Raw genomic sequence first — 20,623 nt, 5'->3', positions numbered from 1 at the left:
ATGCGGCGTCCACAGCACCCGCATCGATAACAAGCGGCCGCAACGTTCGCCGGGTGGGTTAGTCGGCGACGATTAGGCTGAGCGCATGGTGGAAGTCTCGGAGCTTTTCGATGCGCGGGAGTGGTCCGGCGTCGCCGGATTCGACTCACTCACCGACATCACCTATCACCACGACCGTGACGGACGCGTCGCGCGGGTCGCGTTCAACCGGCCGGAGGTGCGCAACGCCTTCCGCCCGCACACCGTCGACGAGCTCTACGCGGTACTCGATGACGCCAGGCAGAACCCGCGCATCGGCGTGGTGCTGCTCACCGGCAACGGGCCCAGCCCGAAGGACGGAGGCTGGGCGTTCTGCTCCGGCGGCGACCAGCGGATCCGAGGGCGGGCGGGGTACGAGTACGAGGGCGACGGGGTCTCGACAGCCCCGACCACCGAAAGCGGCGGCGCCGCGCGCCTCGGCCGCCTGCACATTCTCGAGGTGCAGCGCCTCATCCGCTTCATGCCCAAGGTCGTCATCGCGGTGGTGCCCGGCTGGGCGGCCGGCGGCGGCCACTCCCTCCACGTCGTATGCGACCTGACCATCGCCTCCGCAGAGCACGGCAGGTTCAAGCAGACGGATGCCGACGTCGGCTCGTTCGACGCCGGCTACGGCAGCGCCTACTTCGCGCGCCAGGTGGGGCAGAAGTTCGCGCGTGAGGTGTTCTTCCTCGCCGAGGAGTACTCCGCGCAGCGTGCCTACGACATGGGCGCCATCAACGCGGTGGTCCCGCACGCAGACCTCGAGTCGACCGCGCTCGAGTGGGCGCGCACCATCCTCACCAAGTCGCCGACCGCCATCCGGATGCTCAAGTTCGCCTTCAACGCGGTCGACGACGGACTCGTCGGTCAGCAGGTGTTCGCCGGTGAGGCCACCCGTCTCGCCTATGGCACCGACGAAGCGGTCGAGGGCCGCGACGCCTTCCTCGGCAAGCGCGACCCCGACTGGTCGCCGTACCCCTGGCAGTACTGAGCGACAAGATGCGCGACCTGCAGCCCATCGCTGGTGACGCCGCCACGGTGTTCCCCGCGCTCAGGGCTGCGCTCAGCGGTGACGGCCCGGCGATCCTGCCGCTCGCTCCCGACATGCACACCGATGGTGTGCCGGCCCGTGTGCCGCAGCGCATCGCGCTCGTGGTGCAGACCAGCGGCTCGACCGGGCGGCCCAAGCGCGTGGCGTTGAGCGCGGATGCCTTGCTCGCCGGCACCGCGGCGACCGAGTCGGCGCTCGGCGAGCCCGGCCAGTGGCTGCTCGCCCTCCCGGCTCACTACATCGCGGGCATCAACGTGCTCACCCGATCCATCGCCGCCGACACCGTCCCGGTCGTCCTCCCGCCCGGGTCGTTCGACCCCATTGTGTTCGGTGACGCGGCGTCGCGCATGGAGCATCCGGTGCGCTTCACATCCCTGGTCCCCGTCCAACTCGCGCGTCTGATGGACGAATCGGAGGTGCTCACCGAACTGCGCCGCTTCGACCGCATCCTGGTCGGCGGGCAGTCGACACCGGATGCCCTCCTCGCGCAAGCGCTCGAACTCGGCCTGAACGTGACCCGCACCTACGGATCGAGCGAGACCGCGGGCGGATGCGTCTACGACGGCATCCCGATCAGCGGCGCACGTGCGCGCGTGACCGACGGGCAGATCGAACTCGCCGGGCCGATGCTCGCGGACGGCTACCTCGACGACCCGGAACGCACCGCCGCTGCCTTCTACGACGACGCCGGTGAGCGCTGGTACCGCACCGGCGACCTCGGCGAACTAGCCGACGGCGTGCTGACGGTGACCGGGCGACGCGACGACCAGATCGTCTCGGGGGGCGTCAACGTGTCACTCGGCGCGGTCGAGCGGGTCGTCCGGGGCCTTCCGGGTTTGGCGGATGCTGTGGTGCTGTCCGCCCGCAGCGCGCGCTGGGGGGACGTGCCGATTGTCGTCAGCACGCGCAGACCCGCGCTCGATGACGTGAGGCAGGCGGTCAGCGCGCAACTCGGGCAAGCGGCCGCGCCCGCAGCGCTCTACCACGTCGGCCGGATCCCGCTGCTGGCCAGTGGCAAGCCCGACAGGGTGGCGCTTGCGCGCCTCGTGCCGGAAACGGTCTAGATTCTCTTTCGTGGCGAAGAACACCAGACCCAAGCAGCAGCGCATCGACCCGAGGACCGTGCGTCGCTCCGGGCACCCCGGTCGGAAGGTCGGTTCGCCGGTACCCGTCGTCAAGAAGGCAGGCGTCGGCGACTGGATCGCCGGCGCGCGCATCCGCACCTTGCCGCTCGGCATCGCGCCGGTCGCGCTCGGTACCGCGACCGCCTACGCAGCGAACGGCTTCGAAACCTTCGACCTCACCCTCGCGCTGCTCTGCCTGGCCGTCGCGGTCTTCCTGCAAATCGGCGTCAACTACGCCAACGACTACTCCGACGGCATCCGTGGCACCGACTCCTACCGGGTGGGACCGTCTCGGCTCACCGGGTCCGGAGCAGCCAAGCCCAGAACGGTGCTCGCGGTCGCGCTGGTCTTCTTCGCGCTGGCCGGGGCGGCCGGGCTGGCGATTGTCATCCTCACCGGCTACTACTGGCTGATCGCGGTCGGCGTCGCGTGCATGATCGCCGGCTGGTTCTACACCGGCGGCAGGCGGCCGTACGGCTACTACGGCCTCGGCGAGGTGTTCGTCTTCGTCTTCTTCGGCCTGGTCGCCACCGCGGGCACGACGTTCGTGCAGGCCGGCATGGTCACCCTGGACAGCTGGCTCGCTGGCGTTGCCACCGGCCTGTTCGCGTGCGCAGTGCTCGTGTCCAACAACCTGCGCGACCTCGAGCAGGATCGTGCAGCAGGCAAGCGGACGCTCACCGTGCTGATCGGCGACCTGCCCTCGCGCATCCTGTTCGCCGTGCTGGCGCTGGCGCCGTATGTCGTGCTGATCTACTTCGCGACCCTGTACGCCTGGGCGCCATACGTCTACTTCGTGCTGTTCCTCACCGTGCCGGCCGTGCTGATTGTGCTGACTGCCAAGACCGCGAAGGAGTTCCTGCTCGCACTGGGGCTCACCAGCCTGTCGGCGCTCGTCTTCGGCATCGGACTCGCCGCCGCAATCGCGTTCTAGGGTGTGCGGCTGGAGCTAATGCCCCGGCAGCGGTGAACTGTGCCGGTCGATGAGCATGCCGGCCATGTCGCGCGCCACCCTGGCGGCGTTCTTGTCGCCCTCAGCCGCGAGCACGATCGAGCCCTTCATCAGGATGTGCCACGCGCGCGTGAATTCCTCGACCGCGTACAGGCCGGCCTCGATCGCGAACTGCTTCACGATCGATCGGATGCGCGCGAGATGTTCGACGGATGCCTGGCCCAGCGGGTGGGTCGGGCCCATCTCCAGGAGCACGTGCACGAACGAGCACGCTTCGTAGTCGTCGCGGTGGAACCAGTCGTCGTAGATGTCGAAGATCGCAAGCAGACGCTCGCGAGGTGACTCGCCGCGCCGGCGGGCCTCCTGCTCGACCGTTCCCAGCGTGAAGAGCTGCTCGCGGCGTTCGAGCACGGCGAGCACCAGTTCGTCCTTGGAGTGGAAGTGCCGGTAGAAGGTCGCATTGGCGACCCCAGCCGTCTGGATCAGCTCGTCGACGCCGACATCTCTGATGGCTCGATGGGTGAAGAGCTCGTACGCGGTCGCCAGGATTCTCTCGCGGGCACCGGACGGTGGGGGACTCTGCTGATCTGTTTCGAACATGACCGTAAAACCATACGCCCTTAGGACTTGCATCGGTAGAGTGATCGCTCTCTCCTTTAAGAGCTTCTATCAGTAACGAAGAAATGAATCAACCCCTTGTTCGCGTGTGGCAAAGTATGCTTACATTCAACAAGAGTGATCGTTCTCCCCACGGAGAGTGATCGTTCTTCCCCAACTCGGGGATTGTGCAGGATTGCTGTTCAAGAGCACCAACCGACACAAGAGAGATCGTTCTTCCCATCGGGGAGCTGCGACTCGAGACAGTGGAAGGAAAGGTAGGAACCAATGTCTTCACTGCTGATAATCCTGGCGCTTGTCGCCATCGTGCTTCTCTTCGTAGGCGGCTTCGTCCAGGCGGTCCAGTGGCTGCTGTGGATCGGAGTCATCCTCCTGATCATCGCCGCCATCATGTGGCTCGTTCGCTACATCGGCGGCCGTAGCACGAAGGTCTAGAGGAACCGACCATGAGCGCGCATCGGGGGACGCCTAACGGGACGCACTCGATTGAACCGCTCTCTACTGATATCTGGAGAGTCAGCGACCTTCGCTTCAGCGAGAACGATCCCCGCCGGCTGCTCGGCTTCGTCGAGCTGAAGGGCGAGGAGTTCGAGGCGATGAGTCTGGGTCGCCGTTTCTCCTGGTCGAGATTCGGCACGTTGGAGGAGGCGGCCGCCCACCTGGCCGCCGACTCCTCCGACGCACCGACTCCGGAAGAGCACGTCCTGTCCTGGATGTTGACGAACGCATGAAATGAGGTTGGACATGTATGACACAGCAGTACAGCCCAACGATGGCTTCGCCGAGCACACACCGGAACCAATTCCGGCACTGAGAGCGCCCATCGAGGAGAGGCTGGCCGACGCGCAGTCGAGCGTCATCAAGGGATGGCTCAGCGGCTTCGGCGTGGGATCAGGAACACGTCGTCACTGAAATGAGTGACCTAGCGGTCGGGTGAATCGGCCGCACCGTCTTCGACCGACTCGTCCGACGAGTCGGTCGAAGTCTTTGTGCGGGTGTTCCTGGCCTGAAGCTCGTGAGCAATTGCTTCACGCTGCTTCGACAGCGCCAGGTAAGAGACGCAGACTCCGATGATCGCGGCGATGATGGCCGACAAGAGCCAATCCAAGCCGATGAGCATGAGCAGCGCGAGGGCGACTAGGAAGATGCCGATCCGAAGGACCGAGTAGAGGACGAGCTGGCGGGTCACTCATCAAGTGTAGGCCGGTTGCCGTTGCCACGATTCGGTATCGGCCAGTGCGCTCTCAGGGCTTCGGCCTACAATTCATACATGGCACGGCTCTTGATCATCCTCGCTGTTGCGGCGGTGTTCTTCACCATCTTCGCCGTTGTCGACTGTGCGATGACGGACTCCAACCGGGCGCGCGGGATCTCCAAGCCAGTGTGGGTCATCGTGATTCTCCTTCTCCCGGTGATCGGCGGCATCCTGTGGCTCACCATCGGCAAGGACCGCAGTGAGGGCAGGGGCGGGAGCCGTTTGCAGACGCCTCCGGATGACGACCCGACCTTCTTGCGCAGGCTGGGAACCGACCAAGAGCGTGAGGAGCGGATCCGTCGGCTCGAGCAGGAGCTCGCCGACCTGGATGACGATCCCAAAGACACATGAGTCTGGCCAGCGGGGCCAGTGACTTCTCGGTTGCACTGCTTGGTGAACTGATCCAGCTCGGGGTCGGCGATGTCGTGCTCGCCCCCGGGTCCCGGTCGCAGGCGCTCGCGCTCGCCGCGGCGGAGTATGAACGAGCCGGCGCCATCCGGTTGAGTGTCCGGATCGATGAGCGGGATGCCGGTTTTCTCGCGCTTGGCCTGGCCATGGAGACCGGCAGGCCGGTAGCGATCATCACCACATCGGGCACCGCCGTAGCCAACCTGCACCCGGCGGTCCTTGAGGCGCATCACGCGGGCGTGCCGCTGATCCTGCTCACCGCTGACCGCCCCGCAGAGCTGCGCGGCATAGGCACCAACCAGACCACCAACCAGCTCGGCATCTTCGCCGACGCAGTGCGCGTGCTGCGTGACGTGCAGGCGCCCGCTGTCGGCAAGTTCGACGCGGGAGAGGTGCGCGAACTGGCGCGGGAGGCGTACTCGGCGGCAGCCGGCCACTCGTCCGCTCCCGGTCCTGCGCAGCTGAACGTCGGCTTCCGCGAACCGTTGTCGGGGGCCGTCGGGGACCTCCCGGTGCTCGAGCCGCATCCGCTGCCCACCGTCGGGGCGGCGGTTCCTTTTGTCATCGAGCCGCGTTACGGCACCGTCGTCGTTGCCGGAGCGGGCGCGGGGGAGCAGGCAGAAGAGGTCGCTCGCGCACTGGGCGCTCCCCTCCTCGCCGAGGTCGCCAGCGGTGCCCGGTTCGGGCCCAACCTGGTCGTCGCCTACCGCGAACTGCTCGACGACGAGGCGTTCGGCGGACAGGTGTCGCGTGTTGTCGTTTTCGGCCATCCCACGCTCAGCCGCCAGGTGCCAGCGCTCAGCGCTCGCGAGGATGTCGAAACCATCGTCGTGCGCGGCACCTCGGGCGAGGACTACAATCCGGCGCACCGTGCGCGGCACATCGTCGACGCCATCCGGGTGGGCGACGGAACACCCCCGGATCGGTCGTGGGCAGGCAGCTGGGTCGCCGCGAGTCGCGCTCTGCTCGACGACGGCGTCGCATCCGAACCGGTGAATGCGCGCACCGACGACCCTGCGGCGGTGGCCGAGTTCGGCCGCGCGCAGTTGGCCGTGTTCCGTCAGCCGGTGGACCGGCGGATGCTTGTCGACGCGGTCTGGAAGGCGACCTGGCCACACGACCGGCTCGTGTTCGGAGCGTCCCGGCTCATCCGGGAGGCCGACCGGCGAGTGACAGGCAAAAAGATCCGGGTGCTGTCCAACCGCGGTTTGTCGGGCATCGATGGGACGATCTCGACCGCGGTCGGGGTGGCCATCGCGAGCCAGGGCGGCGCCGACGCCGGCGGTGTCACGCGCGTTGTGCTCGGGGATCTGGCGTTCCTGCATGATGTCGGCGGCTTGCTGTTCGGCTTCGGCGAGGACCGGCCGCGCATTCAGCTGATCGTCGGCAACGACGGTGGCGGAACGATCTTCGACGCGCTCGAGGTCGCCCAGACGGCACCGGCCCCCGACATCGACCGGGTGCTGTACACGCCGCAGCGCGTGGACATCGAATCGCTCGCGCGCGCGTACGGCTGGGAGTACGTGCACGCACCCAACCGCGGCGAACTCGATGAGGCGCTCACCGCATCCGCCCACCCGCGCATCATCGAGGTTCCGCTGCCGCGCGCCTAACGCCGCCCGAGCGCCGCCGGAATGTGCGAGCGCTCGCGATATTGCACGCGCACTCGGAAAATTGGTCGGCGCTCGCCGCAACGAGCAACTTCGGGACGTACCATTCGCTCATGACTGCGAAGGCGTGGACCGACGACCCCGCCGACCTGCTGCGCGTCCGCGAGGGCTTCCGGCTCGCCGACGTCGACACCGGGTCGACCCCCGGATTCGCGGGAGGCAAGGCGGAAGCGGAGGCCGTGTTCGCGAAGTCGGCCGACGAACTGTCCGAACTGCAAGAGCGGCTGTTCGCCGAGAGCCGCTCCGGCGGGACGAAGCGGATGCTGCTGGTGCTGCAGGCGATGGACACAGGTGGGAAGGGCGGCATCATCCGCCACGTGGTCGGTGCGGTCGACCCACAGGGCGTCAAGGTGCACGGCTTCAAGGCGCCGACCGAGGAGGAACTGAAACACGACTTCCTCTGGCGGGTGCGCCGGCAGCTTCCCGGCCCCGGCATGATCGGCGTCTTCGATCGGTCGCACTACGAGGACGTCCTCATCCAACGCGTGCGCCAGTTGGCGCCGGAGGACACTATCGAGGAGCGCTACGGCCTGATCCGCGCGTTCGAGGATGAAATCGTGGCTGACGACACCGTGCTGATCAAGGTCATGCTGCACGTCAGCGCCGCCGAGCAGAAGAAGCGACTCACAAAAAGGCTCGAGCGGCCCGACAAGCACTGGAAGTACAACCCGGCGGACCTCGACGAGCGGCAACTGTGGCCGCAATACCAGCACGCGTATCAGCTGATGTTCGACCGTACCGCCACCGCCGATGCACCCTGGTTCGTGGTGCCGGCCGACCACAAGTGGTACGCACGGCTCGCGGTGCAGCGGCTGCTGCTTGACGCGCTTCGAAACCTGGACCCGCAATGGCCCAAGGCAGACTTCGACGTGAAGGCGGAGAAGAGGCGGCTGGCCGCCGACACGATCAGCTGAAGGCGTCCACGATCGGACGGAACTTCATGCTCGTCTCCGCGAGCTCGTGCGCTGGCACCGAGTCGACGACGATGCCCGCGCCCGCCCACGCCGTAAGCCGGTCGCCGTTGAGCTGGGCGCAGCGCAAGGCAATCGCCCACTCGCCATCGCCGTCGGCGCCCACCCAGCCGACCGGACCGGCGTAGCGCTGCCGGTCGAAGGGCTCGAGACGCTCAAGCTCGGCGATCGCGTCCGCGGTCGGAGTGCCAGCCACCGCCGCGGTGGGATGCAGCGCACCGATCAGGTCGAGCGAGCTGGAGGTGTCGTCGAGGGCGCCCTCGACGTCGCTCGCCAGGTGCCACAGATTCGGCAGCTTGAGCGTGAAGGGCACCTCGCTCGAGCGCACCGACGCGGAGTGCGGGCGGAGCGCGGCCATAACGCTCTGCACCGCGAACTCGTGCTCGTCCTGGTCCTTCTGCGAGGTGGCGAGGGCGACGGATGCCGCCACATCCGACGCCGCATCGGTGCCGCGCGCCGCGCTGCCGGCGAGCACGCGGGCAGAGACGGTGCCGCTGTGCACGCTCACGAGAGTCTCCGGGCTGGAGCCGATGAAGCCGTCGACCGCGAACGTCCAGGTGTCCGGGTAGCCGTGGGCGAGTGAGGCGATCGCGACCCTCGGGTCGGCACCCGGCTGCAGCGTGCCGACCAGATCGCGCGCCACCACCACCTTGCTCAACCCGTTGTTCCGGATGCCGTCGATGGCAGCCTCGACCGCTTGAACGTAGCCGTCGGGTGTGAGGCTGCCTGGATGCAGGGTTGCCCGGCAGGAGCCGTCGAGCTGGTCGGGAGCGGGCAGCGCGGCTTCGGAGTTGATCCGGGTGACCCAGGAGTGACCGTCCCGGCGCCCGATGATCATCGAGGGCACGATCAGCACGCTGGTCGCGCGCGACCGGTCGGAGAAGGCAAACGTCGCGAACGCGACCAGACCGGTCCCAGGGACCGCCAGCGGGTCGGACACCGCGGCCGCTGCGGCGAGCTGCCGCCAGGTGCGTGCCGCATCCGTGAACCGGGACGCGCCGGTGAACTCGAGCCGCAACGCCTCGCCGATGCCGACAATGCCGTGCCCGCGCCGCTGCCAGAGCAGCTGGCGCTCGCGATCGAGCAACCCGATGAGTGAACCGGGATCGTCGATCGGGTGAGTCACGACGTTCAGCGCCGGCACCGGTGAATCCACAACTTAACCCTACCGACGCGTTGCCGGCGTCTGCCGCTCGGGGTACCCGGTGAGTGCCCATGTTCGTGGCGAATAGACTTGTCATCATGGTTCGAGCGGATAGCTCCAAGCAGCCTGCTGAGGTTGCGGCGATGTTCGATGAGGTCGCGAAAAAGTACGACCGCACGAACAGCGTGCTCTCCGTCGGCAACGCCTGGCTGTGGCGGTGGCACACCGTGCGCGCTATCGCGCCGCAAGACGGTGAGCGCATCCTCGATGTCGCCGCCGGCACGGGCACCTCGTCAGCGGCTCTCGCAAAGTCTGGCGCCGAAGCGGTTGCACTTGACTTCTCGGCGGGCATGATCGAGATCGGCCGCACCCGGCATCCGGATGTCGACTTTGTGCAGGGCGACGCGACAGCGCTGCCGTTCCCTGACAACTCCTTCGACGCGGTCACCATCTCGTTCGGGCTGCGCAACGTCGACAAGCCCAAGAAGGCGCTGGGGGAGATGCTCCGGGTGCTGAAGCCCGGCGGCAGGATCGTTATCTGCGAATTCTCGACGCCGCCGCGCGCGCTGATCCGCGCCGGCTACGGCGTGTACCTGAAGTATGTGATGCCGACCGTCGTCGACGTCACGAGCTCGAACCCCGAGGCCTACACCTACCTCGCGGAGTCGATCAACGAGTGGCCGGACCAGGCGACTCTCAGTCAGTGGTTGCGCGGGGCCGGCTTCACCAGGGTCGCCTACCGCAACCTCACGTCGGGCGTCGTCGCCCTTCACCGCGGACGCAAGCCTGTTCGCAAGCCCAGTCAGACTTCGAAGGCACCAGCCGGATCGGCCCAACCGTGACCATGGACCCGCGGGCGAACATCGCCCGTCGCAGAGCAACAATCACTTCCAGCCTCGGCCTCGCGGAGCGGCTCTTCGCATCCGCTGATGAGCGCCGCTTCGCCCACGCGCTCGAGGAAGGTCTCGTCGCGGTTGAAGAAGGGTTGTTGAAGGAACTGCGCTTCGGCGACCCGATCGCGGATGCCGCCGGGCGCTACCTGCTTGAGGCAGGCGGCAAGCGCGTCAGGCCGGCCCTCGCACTGCTGACCGCGCAACTCGGAGACGGCAACACGCAGGAGGTGATCGTCGCGGCGCAGACCATCGAGATCACCCACCTCGCCTCGCTCTACCACGATGACGTCATGGACGACGCGGAGCTGCGCCGTGGCGTGCCCAGCGTGCAGACGGTGTGGGGCAACTCCGTCGCGATCCTCACCGGCGACCTGCTGTTCGCGCGCGCTGCGAAGCTGATCGCGAGTCTCGGACAGAAGGCCACCCGACTGCAGGCGGTCACGTTCGAGCGACTGTGCCTCGGTCAACTGCACGAGACGCTCGGGCCGCAGCAGGGGGACGATCCGATCGATCACTACCTCCAGGTGCTGGCCGACAAGACGGGGTCGCTCATCGCGGCGGCCGCGCAGGCAGGGATCGTCTTCTCCGAGGCGCCCGAGGAGTACGAGCAGCCGATGGTGGTCTTCGGGGAGAAGATCGGGGTGGCCTTCCAACTCATCGACGATGTCATCGACCTGGCCGCGGGAGCGGACGACACCGGCAAGGAGCCGGGCACAGACATCCGGGCGGGCGTGGCGACCTTGCCGCTGCTGTACCTGCGGCGTGAGGCACAGACTGATCCGGATGCGGCGGCGCTGCTCGCCCGGATCGACAACGCCGCGAAGCGGTCCGACGACGCGGAGTTCGCGAAGGCGGTCGCCGAGCTGCGTGAGCACCCGGTGACCCAGCGGACCCTCGATGAGGCGCACCGCTGGGCGCAAGAAGCGATCGATGCGCTCGCGGTTCTGCCGGACGGACCGGTGCGCACCGCGCTGACTCGCTTCGCGCAGAGCCTCGTCGAACGATCCAACTGAGAAGAAGCAGGAGGAGAAAACCTAAGTGAGTGTGCTGCGAGTGGCCATCGTCGGAGCCGGACCGGCTGGCATCTATGCCGCCGACCTGCTGCTGAAGGCCGAGCGGAAGTTCGCCGTGTCGATCGACCTGTTCGAGCAGCTGCCCGCGCCGTATGGCCTGGTGCGGTACGGCGTCGCGCCCGATCACCCGCGCATCAAGGGCATCGTGAACGCGCTGCGCGAGGTGCTCGACGGCGGTGACATCCGGCTCTTCGCCAACGTGCGATTCGGTGAGGACATCACGCTCGAGGACCTGCAGCGCCACTACCACGCGGTCATCTTCGCGACCGGTGCTGTGCGCGACGCGGATCTGACAATCCCGGGCGTCGAGTTGCCCGGCAGCTACGGTGCTGCCGACTTCGTCAGCTGGTACGACGGGCACCCGGATGTCCCCCGCGACTGGCCGCTCGAGCACCGCGAGGTGGCGGTGATCGGCAACGGAAACGTCGCGCTCGACATCGCGCGGATGCTTGCGAAGCATCCGGAGGACCTGTTGCCGACCGAGGTGCCGGACAACGTGTATCGCGTGCTGGAAGCCAGCCCGATCACCGACGTGCACGTGTTCGGTCGCCGCGGGCCCGCACGAGTGAAGTTCACGCCGCTGGAACTGCGTGAGCTCGGCGAGCTGCGCGATGTCGACATGATCCTGTACGACGAGGACTTCGGGGTCGACCCTGCTGCCGAGGAGCTCGCGAAGACCAACAAGCAGTTGCTGGTCATCAGTCGCATCCTGAACAGCTGGCGCGAGCGCGAGACCGGCGCGGCGAGTCGGCGGCTGCACCTGCACTTCTACGCGAAGCCGCTTGAGGTCCTCGGCGACGGCAAGGTTGAGGGCTTCCGGTACGAGCGCACGAAGCCGGATGGCCAGGGCGGCGTGGTCGGGACGGGTGAGATCCGCGAGCTGCCGGTGCAGGCGCTCTACCGGGCGATCGGTTACTTCGGTTCGCCCCTTCCCGGTGTTCCGTTCGATGAGCGTCGGGGGGTCATCCCCAACCGCGGTGGGCGGGCGATCGACGACAACGACAACGAGGTTGCCGGCGTATACGCGACCGGGTGGATCAAGCGCGGGCCGGTCGGGCTGATCGGCGCGACCAAGAGCGACGCGATGGAGACGGTGCAGAACCTGCTCAACGGGCAGGCCGGATGGTGGACGCCGGCCGAGCCGGAGCCGGATGCGATCCGCGAGCTGCTGGCGTCGCGCGGGGTGCGGTACACGGACATCCACGGCTGGCACCGGCTGGACGAGCACGAGCGCTCGCTCGGCACGGGCCGCGGTCGGGAGCGCATCAAGGTCGTGCCGCGCGACGAGATGGTGGACATCTCGGTGGGCGAAGCCGCGTCCTGAGCGCCCGTCGCGGTGGGCGAGCCTGTCGAGACCCGCCAGACCTACTGCACCGTCGCGGTCAGCCGTGCGAAGTTGTCCAGCACCTGCGACCCGAACGACCGCGCTAGCCACTCGTCGAGCTTCAGTTCCCTGCTGTTCGCGCGGTACTCCTCCTCGACCTCCCGCAGCCCCTGCACGAACGACTCCCCGTTGACCATGACCGAGATCTCGAGGTTGAGGCTGAACGAGCGCATATCCATGTTGCTGGACCCGATCACCGCCACCTGGTCGTCGATCGTGAAGTGTTTCGGATGCAGCACGGTCGGCTCCCGGTACAGCCAGATCCTCACGCCGGCCTTCAGCAGTTCCTCGTAGTAGCTCCGCTGCGCGTGGTAGACGACGGGCTGGTCGCCGATCTCGGAAACGAACAGCTGCACGTCCAGACCCTTCTGCGAGGCGGTCGTGATCGCGTAGAGCATCGACTCATCCGGCACGAAGTAGGGGCTGCAGATGATGATCCGCTCCTGCGCTGCATAGAGCAGCGAGTTGAACATCCTCAGGTTGTTCTCGCCTTCGAACGCCGGCCCGCTGGGCACCACCTGTGCGTCGACCGGATGCTTGGTCTCGGCCGGCTCCGCACGCACGGTCTCGTCGAGCAGCAGCTGCTCATCCGTTTCGCTGTACCAGTCGGTGAGGAAGAGCGCGTTGATTCCCGCGACTACCGGACCCTCGAAGCGCACCATCAGGTCGCGCCAGTGCAGGCCGCGCCTGAGGTTCGACTTCTTGTTGTAGCTGGAGTCGATGATGTTCTGCGACCCGGTGAACGCGACCTCGCCGTCGAGGACGAGCAGTTTGCGGTGGTTGCGCAGGTCCGGGCGACGGATGCGCCCCTTCAGCGGCTGGAACGGCAGCATCAGGTGCCATTCGATTCCCATGGCATCAAGCCGACGAAGAGTACGGCGATAGCCGGGATACCGTGTCGTCGCCAGGTGGTCGAGCAGCACCCGAACGGTCACGCCCCGCTTGTGCGCCGCCTCCAGCGCATCGAAGAACGCCGCGGTCGTGTCGTCGAGGATCATGATGTAGAACTCGCAGTGCACGAAGCGCTTCGCCTGATTGATCGCATCGGTCATGGCGCCAAGCGATTCCTCGTAGCGGGGCAGCAGTTCAGCGGCGTTCTCACCGACCAGGGGCATCGCCCCGAGCCTGCGGTTGAGCGCGATGATCGGGTCGAGCCACTCCGGTCGGTCGGGCTCGCGGACCTGCTCCTGGATGCCAGCCGTCATCCCCAGGATGAAGCGGTTGACCTCCTTCTGCTTCTCACGCCGGCGCTTCGGCAGGTAACGGCTGCCGAGCATGAAGTAGAGGATCGTGCCGATGAACGGCAGGAACAGGATGGCGAGCAGCCAGGCCATCGCGGTCTGCGGCCGCCGGTTCTGCGGGATGAAGATGACCAGCACGATCCGGATGACGAGGTCGACGACGAACAGCGCGCCAAACAACCACGGCAGGAAGGTCGAGAGGTCCACGTACGCTCGTCGGCCGGCGAGCTATCGGAAGTTGACGAATTGGAGCGCGACATCGACGTCGGCGCTCTTCAGCATCGCGATGGTGGTCTGCAGGTCGTCCCGGCTCTTCGAGCTGACCCGCAGCTCGTCGCCCTGGATCTGCGCCTTGACGCTCTTCGGCGCCTCGTCGCGGATCAGCTTGGAGATCTTCTTCGCGTCGTCCTGGTCGATGCCCTGCTTGATCTTCACGACCATCCGGTACTCCTTGCCGGATGCGAACGGGTCGCCGGCGTCGATGCTGCGCAGCGAGATGCCCCGCTTGATCAGCTTGGACTCGAACACATCGAGCACCGCCTTGACGCGCTCCTCGGAGTTGGCCTTCAGCAGCAGGGTCTCGCCGCTCCAGTCGATCTCGGCGCCGACATCCTTGAAGTCGTAGCGCTGCGCGATCTCCTTCTGCGCCTGGTGCAGGGCGTTGTCGAGCTCCATGCGGTCGACCTTGCTGACGATGTCGAACGTTGAGTCTGCCATGCCCATCATGGTAGTCGGGAGCGTCAACTAAGTCCGGCTATGTGTGGTGGGATAACGCAGTGACCATGGACCGACGCACCCGCCTGTCCCTGATCGTCGTCACGGCCGCTGTGCTCCTGATCGCCGCGCTCGGGACGGTGCTCATTCTGACCCCGCACTCGCTGCCCGAGACGGTCGAGCCGCAGCGGGAGCCCCCGGGCTACGCGCTCCCGGTCGCACCCCCGCTGGCCGCCGCCACTCCCGCGGGCGCCGGGACCCAACATCTCACCGACCCGGAGTGGGTCGCATCCGTCGCCCGAGAGACCGGGATCCCGGAGCGGGCGCTCGCCGCGTACGGCGGAGTCGCCCTGTGGAAGGCCGGCGAGATGCCGTCCTGCGGGTTGGGCTGGACCACCCTGGCCGGCATCGGCGCGATCGAGAGCGATCACGGCAGGCACGGCGGTTCGTCGATCGGGGCCGACGGCACAGTCTCCCCGCCGATCTTCGGGGTTTCGCTGTCCGGTGACGCGACCGCGCACATCCCCGACACCGACGACGGCGCGATAGACGGCGACGCCGAGTTCGACCGCGCGGTCGGCCCGATGCAGTTCATTCCGCAGGCGTGGCGCAATTGGCATGTGGATGCCGGCGCCGACGGCGTCGAGGATCCGCAGAACATCCACGACGCGGTCATGGCGGCCGCGAACTATCTGTGCCGGGCGAGCGGCGACATGGCGGCTCCGGATGGCTGGCGCGCCGGGGTGGGCGCGTACAACCATTCGCCGGTGTACGTGCAATCGGTGGCGAATGCCGCCAACGCGTACGCCGAAGCCGCCCCCTAGCCGCGTCGCCGGGCGGTGCTGGCGCGGACGATCAGGTCGTACGGCAGCGCGGTGTTGATTCCACCAACCTCGCGGCTTTCCGGATGCAGCTGCTCCATGAGCAGTTCGACGGCCAGCCGCCCCTGCAGATCGGGGTATTGAGCGACGGTGCTGAGGCCAAAGAACTCGGCCAGGTCATGGTCGTCGATGCCGATCACCGAGACGTCGCCGGGGACGTTCATTCCCATGTCACGGGCGGCGAGGATGGTGCCGATAGCCATTTCGTCGGAGGCGGCGAAGACGGCGGATGGCCGCTTACGTGGGTTGCCGAAAAGCTGCTTGGCCGCCCGGTAGCCGCCGGGCAGGGTGAAGTCGGCCGGCTGGAACAGGTCGGGGTCGACCGGGATGCCGGCCGCCTCCATGGCCGCCTCGTAGCCGATGCGACGGTTGGTGGGCAGATGGAAGTCGCGCTCAAAGTCCTCGGTGCCGCCGATGTGGGCGACCATGGTGTGGCCGAGGGCGATCAGGTGCTCGGTGGCGAGCCGCGCGACCTCGACGTCATCGATGCTGAGCGTGCGCACGCCGGGGAGTGGTCCGCCGACGCCGACGGTGGGCTTGTTCAGGGCGAGCAGTCGACTGGTCTCCTGCGGCGTGAGTTCGAGCGAAATGGCGATCACCGCATCCACCCGTTTGCGCAGCAGGAAGTGCTCGAACACGCTGTCGCGCTCCTCGCCGGTGCCGGCCAGGTTGTAGAGGGTGAGATCGTAGCCGTTGGCGAGCAGCGAGCTCTCGGCGCCCTGCAGCACCGAACTGTAGAACCAGTGGTTCAGCGATGGGATGACGACACCGATGTTGCGGGTACGGCCGGTGGCGAGACTGGACGCGTTCGAGCTGACCACGTAGCCGAGTTCCGCGGCGGCGCGGACGACCTTGTCTTTGGTGGTCGCCGAGACGGCGCCGTTGCCGCTGAGTGCGCGCGACACCGTGGCGGTTGAGACGCCCGCGAGCTCTGCAACTTCGTTGATTCCCGGCATCGTCACCTCCCGCCAGTGATACTAGCCGCGGCGCTATCCCCGCCGATCGGGTGTGTTTCTTGACGGGTCGCGCGCACTGTATTGTTGTCTTCTGACTCCGGCCAGATGAGTACATGTGGCCGGAGGACTTGGCAAGTTACCCAAGCGGCCAAAGGGATCTGACTGTAAATCAGACGGCTCAGCCTTCGGGGGTTCGAATCCCTCACTTGCCACCCACCGGGGGCCCGACTATTTGGTCGGGCCTTCGTGGTATCGCACCGGAGGAACACAACGATGACCGGCAACGAAGAGCTTCTCGAATTGGCGGTCGCCATCGCCACGGATGCCGGACGCCTCGCCGCCGCGCGCCGAGAAGTCGGCGTCGAGGTCGCCGCGAGCAAATCCTCGCTGGAGGACGTCGTCACCTTCGCCGACCGGGAGACCGAGGCGCTGATCCGATCCCGGCTGGCGGATGCGCGCCCCGACGACGGGTTCCTCGGTGAGGAGAGCGGCACAGGTTCCGGCCGCTCCGGCCTCACGTGGGTGGTCGACCCGATCGACGGCACCGTCAACTACCTGTACGGCATCCCGCACTATGCGGTGAGCATCGCGGTGGTCGAAGGCGAACCCGACCCGGCGACCTGGACCGCGCTCGCCGGAGTCGTCTTCAACCCGGCGTCGGGGGAGCTGTTCACGGCCACTCGGGGCGGGGGAGCCCACCTGGCCGGCCGCCGGTTGACCGTCGCGCCGCCCGTCGACCTGTCGCAGGCGCTGGTCGGCACCGGCTTTGGCTACCAGGCGGCGAAGCGCGAACGGCAGGCCGCAGTCGTGCAGCGGCTCATTGGGCGCATCCGGGATATTCGCCGCTTCGGCACCGCGTCCTTGGATCTCTGCTCCGTCGCATCCGGTCGCCTGAATGCCTACTACGAGAGCGGACTCGCGCCGTGGGATCACGCGGCCGGCGGCCTTGTCGCGGCCGAGGCCGGTGCGCTCGTAACCGGCGGTGATGGCCGCCCGGCATCCAGCGATCTCATCATTTCTGCGCACCCTGAGGTGGCCAAAACACTGGAATCCGTTCTTCGAGAGGTTACGAACTGAGGATTCGGGCTGGCGCAGGTGGTGAGCCTGGGTTACTGTTTATAAATCCGTTACCTGAGAACCCGAAGTTCGATGGTGGCGAGAATCAGATCAGTCCGGCACTTCGCTGGGCTGATCGACTTACGAGGAGCACCCGAATGGCGAACCCGAGTAGCCCTGAGTGCCGTGCGCAAGTCGATGCGATTCATAACGGAAATTCGGCGATTCAGGTGGGGTATTAGTTCGTGACGGGTCTTGATTCAGAGTTCGAAGCAGGGGCGCCGCTCACCCGGCGTGAGCTCCGGAACCGCGAAGAAGCGGCTCGCAAGCAGCCCTCCCGTCGTCTGACGGGAATTCCAAAAGCACCACCATCGGGGGATGCGTTCCGCGGCGCAAAGCTGAAGTCGAAGGAACACAAGGAGTCCCTCAAGGCGCAAGCCAAGGCGCGAGCAGAGCGCCAGAGCGCGGCGAGTCGGCCCCCGGCGGGACCGAAGAAGAGCCTCAAGCGGCGCATCGCGTCGAAGGCGATGAGCCTGTCCGCAGCGGTTGCCGCCGGCTTGATGCTCGTCTCCACCACCATCCCGGCGAACGCGTTCTACCAGGAACCGCTCAACACCGCGCCGACGGCACAGGCCGTTGAGATCCAGGCCTTGACCGTCGGAACTGAGACCAAGACTGTCGCCGTCGAGCGCGACGCGTACACCGCGAGCTCGCTGGCCGACCAGATCCGCGCGAAGTACGGCAGCGCCGCCCGCAACTACGCGTACGCAGTCAACCCGGCCGGCACCATCCAGTGGCCGTTCCCGTACGCGGCACCGATCACCAGTGGCTTCGGCCCGCGCGGTGGCTGCGGCTACTGCTCGACCTACCACAACGGCCTCGACTTCACCCCGGGGGCCGGCACCCCCATCCACTCCATTGCGGATGGCACGGTCGTCGACATCAGCAACGGTGGTTCGGCTTACGGCGTCATGGTCATCGTCGAGCACCTGGTCAACGGTCAGTCCGTCAAGAGCATGTACGCACACATGTCGTACGGCTCGGTCGCGGTGGCCTTGGGGCAGCAGATCGGCGTGGGAACCATCATCGGCACGGTGGGCAGCACCGGCGCGTCGACGGGTGCGCACCTGCACCTCGAGATCCACGTCGAGGGCGTCCCGGTCGACCCCTACGAGTGGCTGCAGGCGAACGCAAACTAGCGTGCCGTGAAGTGCTAGTCTCTTACGGTGCCTCGGCGACTTAGGTCGCCAAAGCGCCCCCTTAGCTCATTGGTAGAGCACTTCCTTGGTAAGGAAGAGGTAGTGGGTCCGATTCCCACAGGGGGCTCGAACATCCGGTTTGCGGATGTCGTGGCTGGGTAGCTCAGTTGGTGAGAGCGCACGACTCATAATCGTGAGGTCGCGGGTTCGAATCCCGCCCCAGCTACCACCCGAGTGACTACTCCGGAAACCCCTTCCTCCCGCAGCGGTTTTTACCGCGGCGGCGCGATCCGCGCCTCTACCGGACAGCCGCACCCAGTGCGCCTGGCGCGGCCGACCGGAACGAGCGCGGATGGTCGCAAGAAAGCGATGTCATACTCTCCAACATGAGCAAGACACCGAAACTCCGCAAGTCGCGCTTCCTCTATGCGACAACGGTTCTTGCTGCTGCAGCCTTCGTGGCAAGCTGTGCCGCCACATCGGGACCTCCGGTTTATCGCGGTCCGGCGTCGAGTGCAGTTGGAGCGGACAATACGAGCATCGCGCATGGCTCGATGGTGAAGAAATACCACAACGCAAAGGAGCTTGCTGAGGACGCATCTCTTCTCGTCGTCGGGATAGTGACAGGAGTGGAGGAGGCAACCATCGCCGATCTCCTGTTCGCCCGCTACACGATCGAGGTCGAGTCGAAGCTTGCGGGTGAGGCCGACGATGAAATCGCCGTCTACATGGTCGGGGAACCGGGCATGCAATTTCAGTTCGATAGTCCCGCCTACTTCAATGACGGCCAACGATACGTTCTCTTCCTCCGTCCGACCGATGTGACAGACACGCAGGGACGGGAAGGCTACTACGTAGTCGGTCCAGGAGCCTGGGGCGAAACGAGCGCTGCAGGATTCACCATCTGGGTGGACCCAAAAGCCGACATTGACATCGCAAACATTCCCTCCTCATTCTCGCTCGACGAGGTCGCAAAGGTTTTGTCGGTCGACCGACTTGGAGCTTCGGATTAGGCCGACACGGACGACCAGTGTGGCGGGCCTTGGCGCCGCCTCCACTCCCACTGGGAACGGCACCAGCTGTCTCATAGACTGTTGTCTATGAGTTTTGAGGCTGCTGCCGCAAGCACGTCAGCGATGATCTCCGACCCGACGCGCTCCCGCATGCTCCAGCTCATCCTGGAGCGGCCGGATGGTCGCTCGACTGTCACCTGGCTCGCCCAGACTCTCGGCCTGCGGCAACCTACGGTCACCTATCACGCGAAAATACTCACCGAGGCCGGGGTGCTCGACCGCCGGCCCGAGGGTCGGCAGGTCCTGTATTCAGTCGCGTCCGACCAGCTCGATCGGGTTCTCGAGGTCCTCGGCGGCGAGGTGGAGAGCGCGCCCGACGCGGCGGTTTTCAAGCGGATCGTGGACGACTTGGCGCTCCGGTTCGCAGGCGTGTTCAGCCGAGAGACCGTCGAGCGCTACGTGCACGAGAGCGAGCGGTTGCTTGCCCACACGGGCGCGACGACATGGCACGCGTCCCGAACGGCAGAGTTCGCCGCGGAACGGCTGACCGCCGTTGCGTCCGAGCAAAGCAGGCCGGGCGACCTGGCCGAGGTGTTGTTCGTCTGCGTTCAAAACGCCGGCCGCTCGCAGATGGCCGCCGCGATCCTGCGGCACCTGGCGGGCGATCGCGTACATGTGCGCACCGCAGGGTCAGCACCAACATCGAAGGTTGCGCCGTCCATTCAGCGCGCCCTCGAGGAAATCGGCGTGCCGCTCGGTGGCGAGTTCCCCAAGCCCCTCACCGACGATGTCGTCCGTGCAGCGGATGTCGTGATCACGATGGGGTGCGGGGACGCCTGTCCGGTGTATCCGGGCAAGCGCTACCTGGACTGGGAGCTCGACGACCCAGTCGGCCAGCGCGTCGAGCGTGTCCGCGAAATCCGGGACGACATCGATCGACGTGTCCGCGAGCTCCTCACCAGCCTCGCCGAACCTGCCGCGTGAACTTTCGCTGAACTCCAC

23 protein-coding genes and 3 tRNA genes are annotated in these 20,623 nt (G+C 66.6%); 20 read left to right on the top strand and 6 right to left on the bottom strand.

Annotated elements, in window-relative coordinates; genetic code table 11:
• Positions 1–85: 85 nt before the first annotated feature.
• The 3 genes from IRG63_RS03300 to IRG63_RS03290 are packed head-to-tail and all read left to right on the top strand — an operon-like array spanning position 86 to position 3,127.
• Positions 86–1,009 carry a 1,4-dihydroxy-2-naphthoyl-CoA synthase gene (locus IRG63_RS03300; RefSeq protein ID WP_193509217.1) on the top strand — a complete coding sequence of 308 codons (924 nt, stop codon included), beginning with the start codon at positions 86–88 and terminating at the stop codon, positions 1,007–1,009.
• Between the two features lie 8 nt (positions 1,010–1,017).
• On the top strand, positions 1,018–2,133 hold the full coding sequence (locus tag IRG63_RS03295; protein ID WP_168625813.1) for an AMP-binding protein: 1,116 nt from the start codon (positions 1,018–1,020) through the stop codon (positions 2,131–2,133).
• A gap of 10 nt (positions 2,134–2,143) precedes the next feature.
• Entirely contained in the window at positions 2,144–3,127 is a 984-nt protein-coding gene (locus IRG63_RS03290) for a 1,4-dihydroxy-2-naphthoate polyprenyltransferase (RefSeq protein WP_168625812.1), read from the top strand.
• Between the two features lie 15 nt (positions 3,128–3,142).
• Here IRG63_RS03290 and IRG63_RS03285 read toward each other — a convergent pair whose 3' ends face one another.
• Positions 3,143–3,745 (bottom strand): TetR/AcrR family transcriptional regulator, encoded by a 603-nt coding sequence (locus IRG63_RS03285; RefSeq protein WP_168625811.1) that lies wholly within the window; start codon positions 3,743–3,745, stop codon positions 3,143–3,145.
• Between the two features lie 285 nt (positions 3,746–4,030).
• On the opposite strand from IRG63_RS03285, the gene IRG63_RS03280 reads away from it, so the two are divergent.
• Genes IRG63_RS03280 through IRG63_RS03270 form a run of 3 tightly spaced genes read left to right on the top strand, consistent with a single transcriptional unit; the run spans position 4,031 to position 4,675 of the window.
• The gene (locus tag IRG63_RS03280) at positions 4,031–4,198 is read left to right on the top strand and encodes a DUF4175 domain-containing protein (RefSeq protein WP_168625810.1); all 168 of its coding nucleotides are present in this window, start codon (positions 4,031–4,033) and stop codon (positions 4,196–4,198) included.
• Positions 4,199–4,209: 11 nt separating this feature from the next.
• The gene (locus tag IRG63_RS03275) at positions 4,210–4,494 is read left to right on the top strand and encodes a hypothetical protein (protein ID WP_168625809.1); all 285 of its coding nucleotides are present in this window, start codon (positions 4,210–4,212) and stop codon (positions 4,492–4,494) included.
• A gap of 13 nt (positions 4,495–4,507) precedes the next feature.
• The gene (locus IRG63_RS03270; RefSeq protein ID WP_168625808.1) at positions 4,508–4,675 is read left to right on the top strand and encodes a hypothetical protein; all 168 of its coding nucleotides are present in this window, start codon (positions 4,508–4,510) and stop codon (positions 4,673–4,675) included.
• A gap of 10 nt (positions 4,676–4,685) precedes the next feature.
• Here the strand turns inward: IRG63_RS03270 and IRG63_RS03265 are convergent, their stop codons facing one another.
• Positions 4,686–4,952, bottom strand: coding sequence for a DUF4229 domain-containing protein (locus IRG63_RS03265; protein ID WP_193509216.1), 267 nt, complete (start codon positions 4,950–4,952; stop codon positions 4,686–4,688).
• Positions 4,953–5,033: 81 nt separating this feature from the next.
• Here IRG63_RS03265 and IRG63_RS03260 point away from each other — a divergent pair, with 81 nt between their 5' ends.
• From IRG63_RS03260 to IRG63_RS03250, 3 genes are all read left to right on the top strand, one after another.
• Positions 5,034–5,369 carry a PLD nuclease N-terminal domain-containing protein gene (locus IRG63_RS03260; RefSeq protein WP_168625806.1) on the top strand — a complete coding sequence of 112 codons (336 nt, stop codon included), beginning with the start codon at positions 5,034–5,036 and terminating at the stop codon, positions 5,367–5,369.
• Positions 5,366–7,039 (top strand): 2-succinyl-5-enolpyruvyl-6-hydroxy-3-cyclohexene-1-carboxylic-acid synthase, encoded by a 1,674-nt coding sequence (gene menD, locus IRG63_RS03255; protein ID WP_193509215.1) that lies wholly within the window; start codon positions 5,366–5,368, stop codon positions 7,037–7,039. Before IRG63_RS03260 ends, menD begins: the two co-directional genes overlap by 4 nt.
• 110 nt (positions 7,040–7,149) lie before the next feature.
• Positions 7,150–8,010, top strand: coding sequence for a polyphosphate kinase 2 family protein (locus tag IRG63_RS03250; RefSeq protein WP_193509214.1), 861 nt, complete (start codon positions 7,150–7,152; stop codon positions 8,008–8,010).
• Here the strand turns inward: IRG63_RS03250 and IRG63_RS03245 are convergent.
• A complete protein-coding gene (locus tag IRG63_RS03245) occupies positions 8,003–9,223 on the bottom strand; it encodes an isochorismate synthase (protein WP_349236094.1) in 1,221 nt (406 codons plus the stop codon). The two genes, IRG63_RS03250 and IRG63_RS03245, sit on opposite strands and share 8 nt — an antisense overlap.
• Before the next feature lie 86 nt (positions 9,224–9,309).
• Between IRG63_RS03245 and ubiE the strand changes: the two genes are divergently transcribed.
• From ubiE to IRG63_RS03230, 3 genes are read left to right on the top strand one after another with little or no spacing between them, the layout of a single operon-like run.
• Positions 9,310–10,053, top strand: coding sequence for a bifunctional demethylmenaquinone methyltransferase/2-methoxy-6-polyprenyl-1,4-benzoquinol methylase UbiE (gene ubiE, locus IRG63_RS03240; protein ID WP_193509213.1), 744 nt, complete (start codon positions 9,310–9,312; stop codon positions 10,051–10,053).
• Between the two features lie 2 nt (positions 10,054–10,055).
• On the top strand, positions 10,056–11,117 hold the full coding sequence (locus IRG63_RS03235) for a polyprenyl synthetase family protein (protein WP_168626831.1): 1,062 nt from the start codon (positions 10,056–10,058) through the stop codon (positions 11,115–11,117).
• Between the two features lie 25 nt (positions 11,118–11,142).
• On the top strand, positions 11,143–12,501 hold the full coding sequence (locus tag IRG63_RS03230) for an FAD-dependent oxidoreductase (protein WP_168625802.1): 1,359 nt from the start codon (positions 11,143–11,145) through the stop codon (positions 12,499–12,501).
• Between the two features lie 41 nt (positions 12,502–12,542).
• Here the strand turns inward: IRG63_RS03230 and cls are convergent, their stop codons facing one another.
• Positions 12,543–14,009, bottom strand: a complete 1,467-nt coding sequence (gene cls / locus IRG63_RS03225; RefSeq protein WP_168625801.1) for a cardiolipin synthase — start codon at positions 14,007–14,009, stop codon at positions 12,543–12,545.
• Between the two features lie 21 nt (positions 14,010–14,030).
• On the bottom strand, positions 14,031–14,519 hold the full coding sequence (locus tag IRG63_RS03220) for a YajQ family cyclic di-GMP-binding protein (protein ID WP_168625800.1): 489 nt from the start codon (positions 14,517–14,519) through the stop codon (positions 14,031–14,033).
• Between the two features lie 65 nt (positions 14,520–14,584).
• Here IRG63_RS03220 and IRG63_RS03215 point away from each other — a divergent pair, with 65 nt between their 5' ends.
• Positions 14,585–15,340 carry a lytic transglycosylase domain-containing protein gene (locus tag IRG63_RS03215; protein ID WP_227411817.1) on the top strand — a complete coding sequence of 252 codons (756 nt, stop codon included), beginning with the start codon at positions 14,585–14,587 and terminating at the stop codon, positions 15,338–15,340.
• On the opposite strand, the gene IRG63_RS03210 is transcribed toward IRG63_RS03215, so the two are convergent.
• A complete protein-coding gene (locus IRG63_RS03210; protein WP_168625798.1) occupies positions 15,337–16,353 on the bottom strand; it encodes a LacI family DNA-binding transcriptional regulator in 1,017 nt (338 codons plus the stop codon). The genes IRG63_RS03215 and IRG63_RS03210 overlap by 4 nt on opposite strands.
• A gap of 130 nt (positions 16,354–16,483) precedes the next feature.
• Between IRG63_RS03210 and IRG63_RS03205 the strand changes: the two genes are divergently transcribed.
• From IRG63_RS03205 to IRG63_RS03175, 7 genes are all read left to right on the top strand, one after another.
• Positions 16,484–16,565 (top strand) — tRNA-Tyr (locus IRG63_RS03205).
• 61 nt (positions 16,566–16,626) lie between these two features.
• A complete protein-coding gene (locus IRG63_RS03200; protein WP_193509210.1) occupies positions 16,627–17,430 on the top strand; it encodes an inositol monophosphatase family protein in 804 nt (267 codons plus the stop codon).
• 224 nt (positions 17,431–17,654) lie between these two features.
• Positions 17,655–18,608 carry a M23 family metallopeptidase gene (locus IRG63_RS03195; RefSeq protein WP_193509209.1) on the top strand — a complete coding sequence of 318 codons (954 nt, stop codon included), beginning with the start codon at positions 17,655–17,657 and terminating at the stop codon, positions 18,606–18,608.
• Positions 18,609–18,663: 55 nt separating this feature from the next.
• Positions 18,664–18,735: transfer RNA gene (locus IRG63_RS03190), tRNA-Thr, on the top strand.
• 25 nt (positions 18,736–18,760) lie between these two features.
• Positions 18,761–18,837: transfer RNA gene (locus tag IRG63_RS03185), tRNA-Met, on the top strand.
• Positions 18,838–18,994: 157 nt separating this feature from the next.
• Complete coding sequence (locus IRG63_RS03180; protein WP_193509208.1) at positions 18,995–19,621, top strand: hypothetical protein; 627 nt, start codon at positions 18,995–18,997, stop codon at positions 19,619–19,621.
• Positions 19,622–19,708: 87 nt separating this feature from the next.
• Complete coding sequence (locus tag IRG63_RS03175; protein WP_193509207.1) at positions 19,709–20,605, top strand: metalloregulator ArsR/SmtB family transcription factor; 897 nt, start codon at positions 19,709–19,711, stop codon at positions 20,603–20,605.
• Positions 20,606–20,623 lie beyond the last annotated feature (18 nt).

The organism is Cryobacterium sp. BB736, from assembly GCF_014980265.1.
Classification (GTDB): Bacteria; Actinomycetota; Actinomycetes; order Actinomycetales; family Microbacteriaceae; genus Terrimesophilobacter.
The sequence above is the reverse complement of the archived record's forward strand: the minus strand, read 5'-3'. Positions and strand labels throughout refer to the sequence as shown.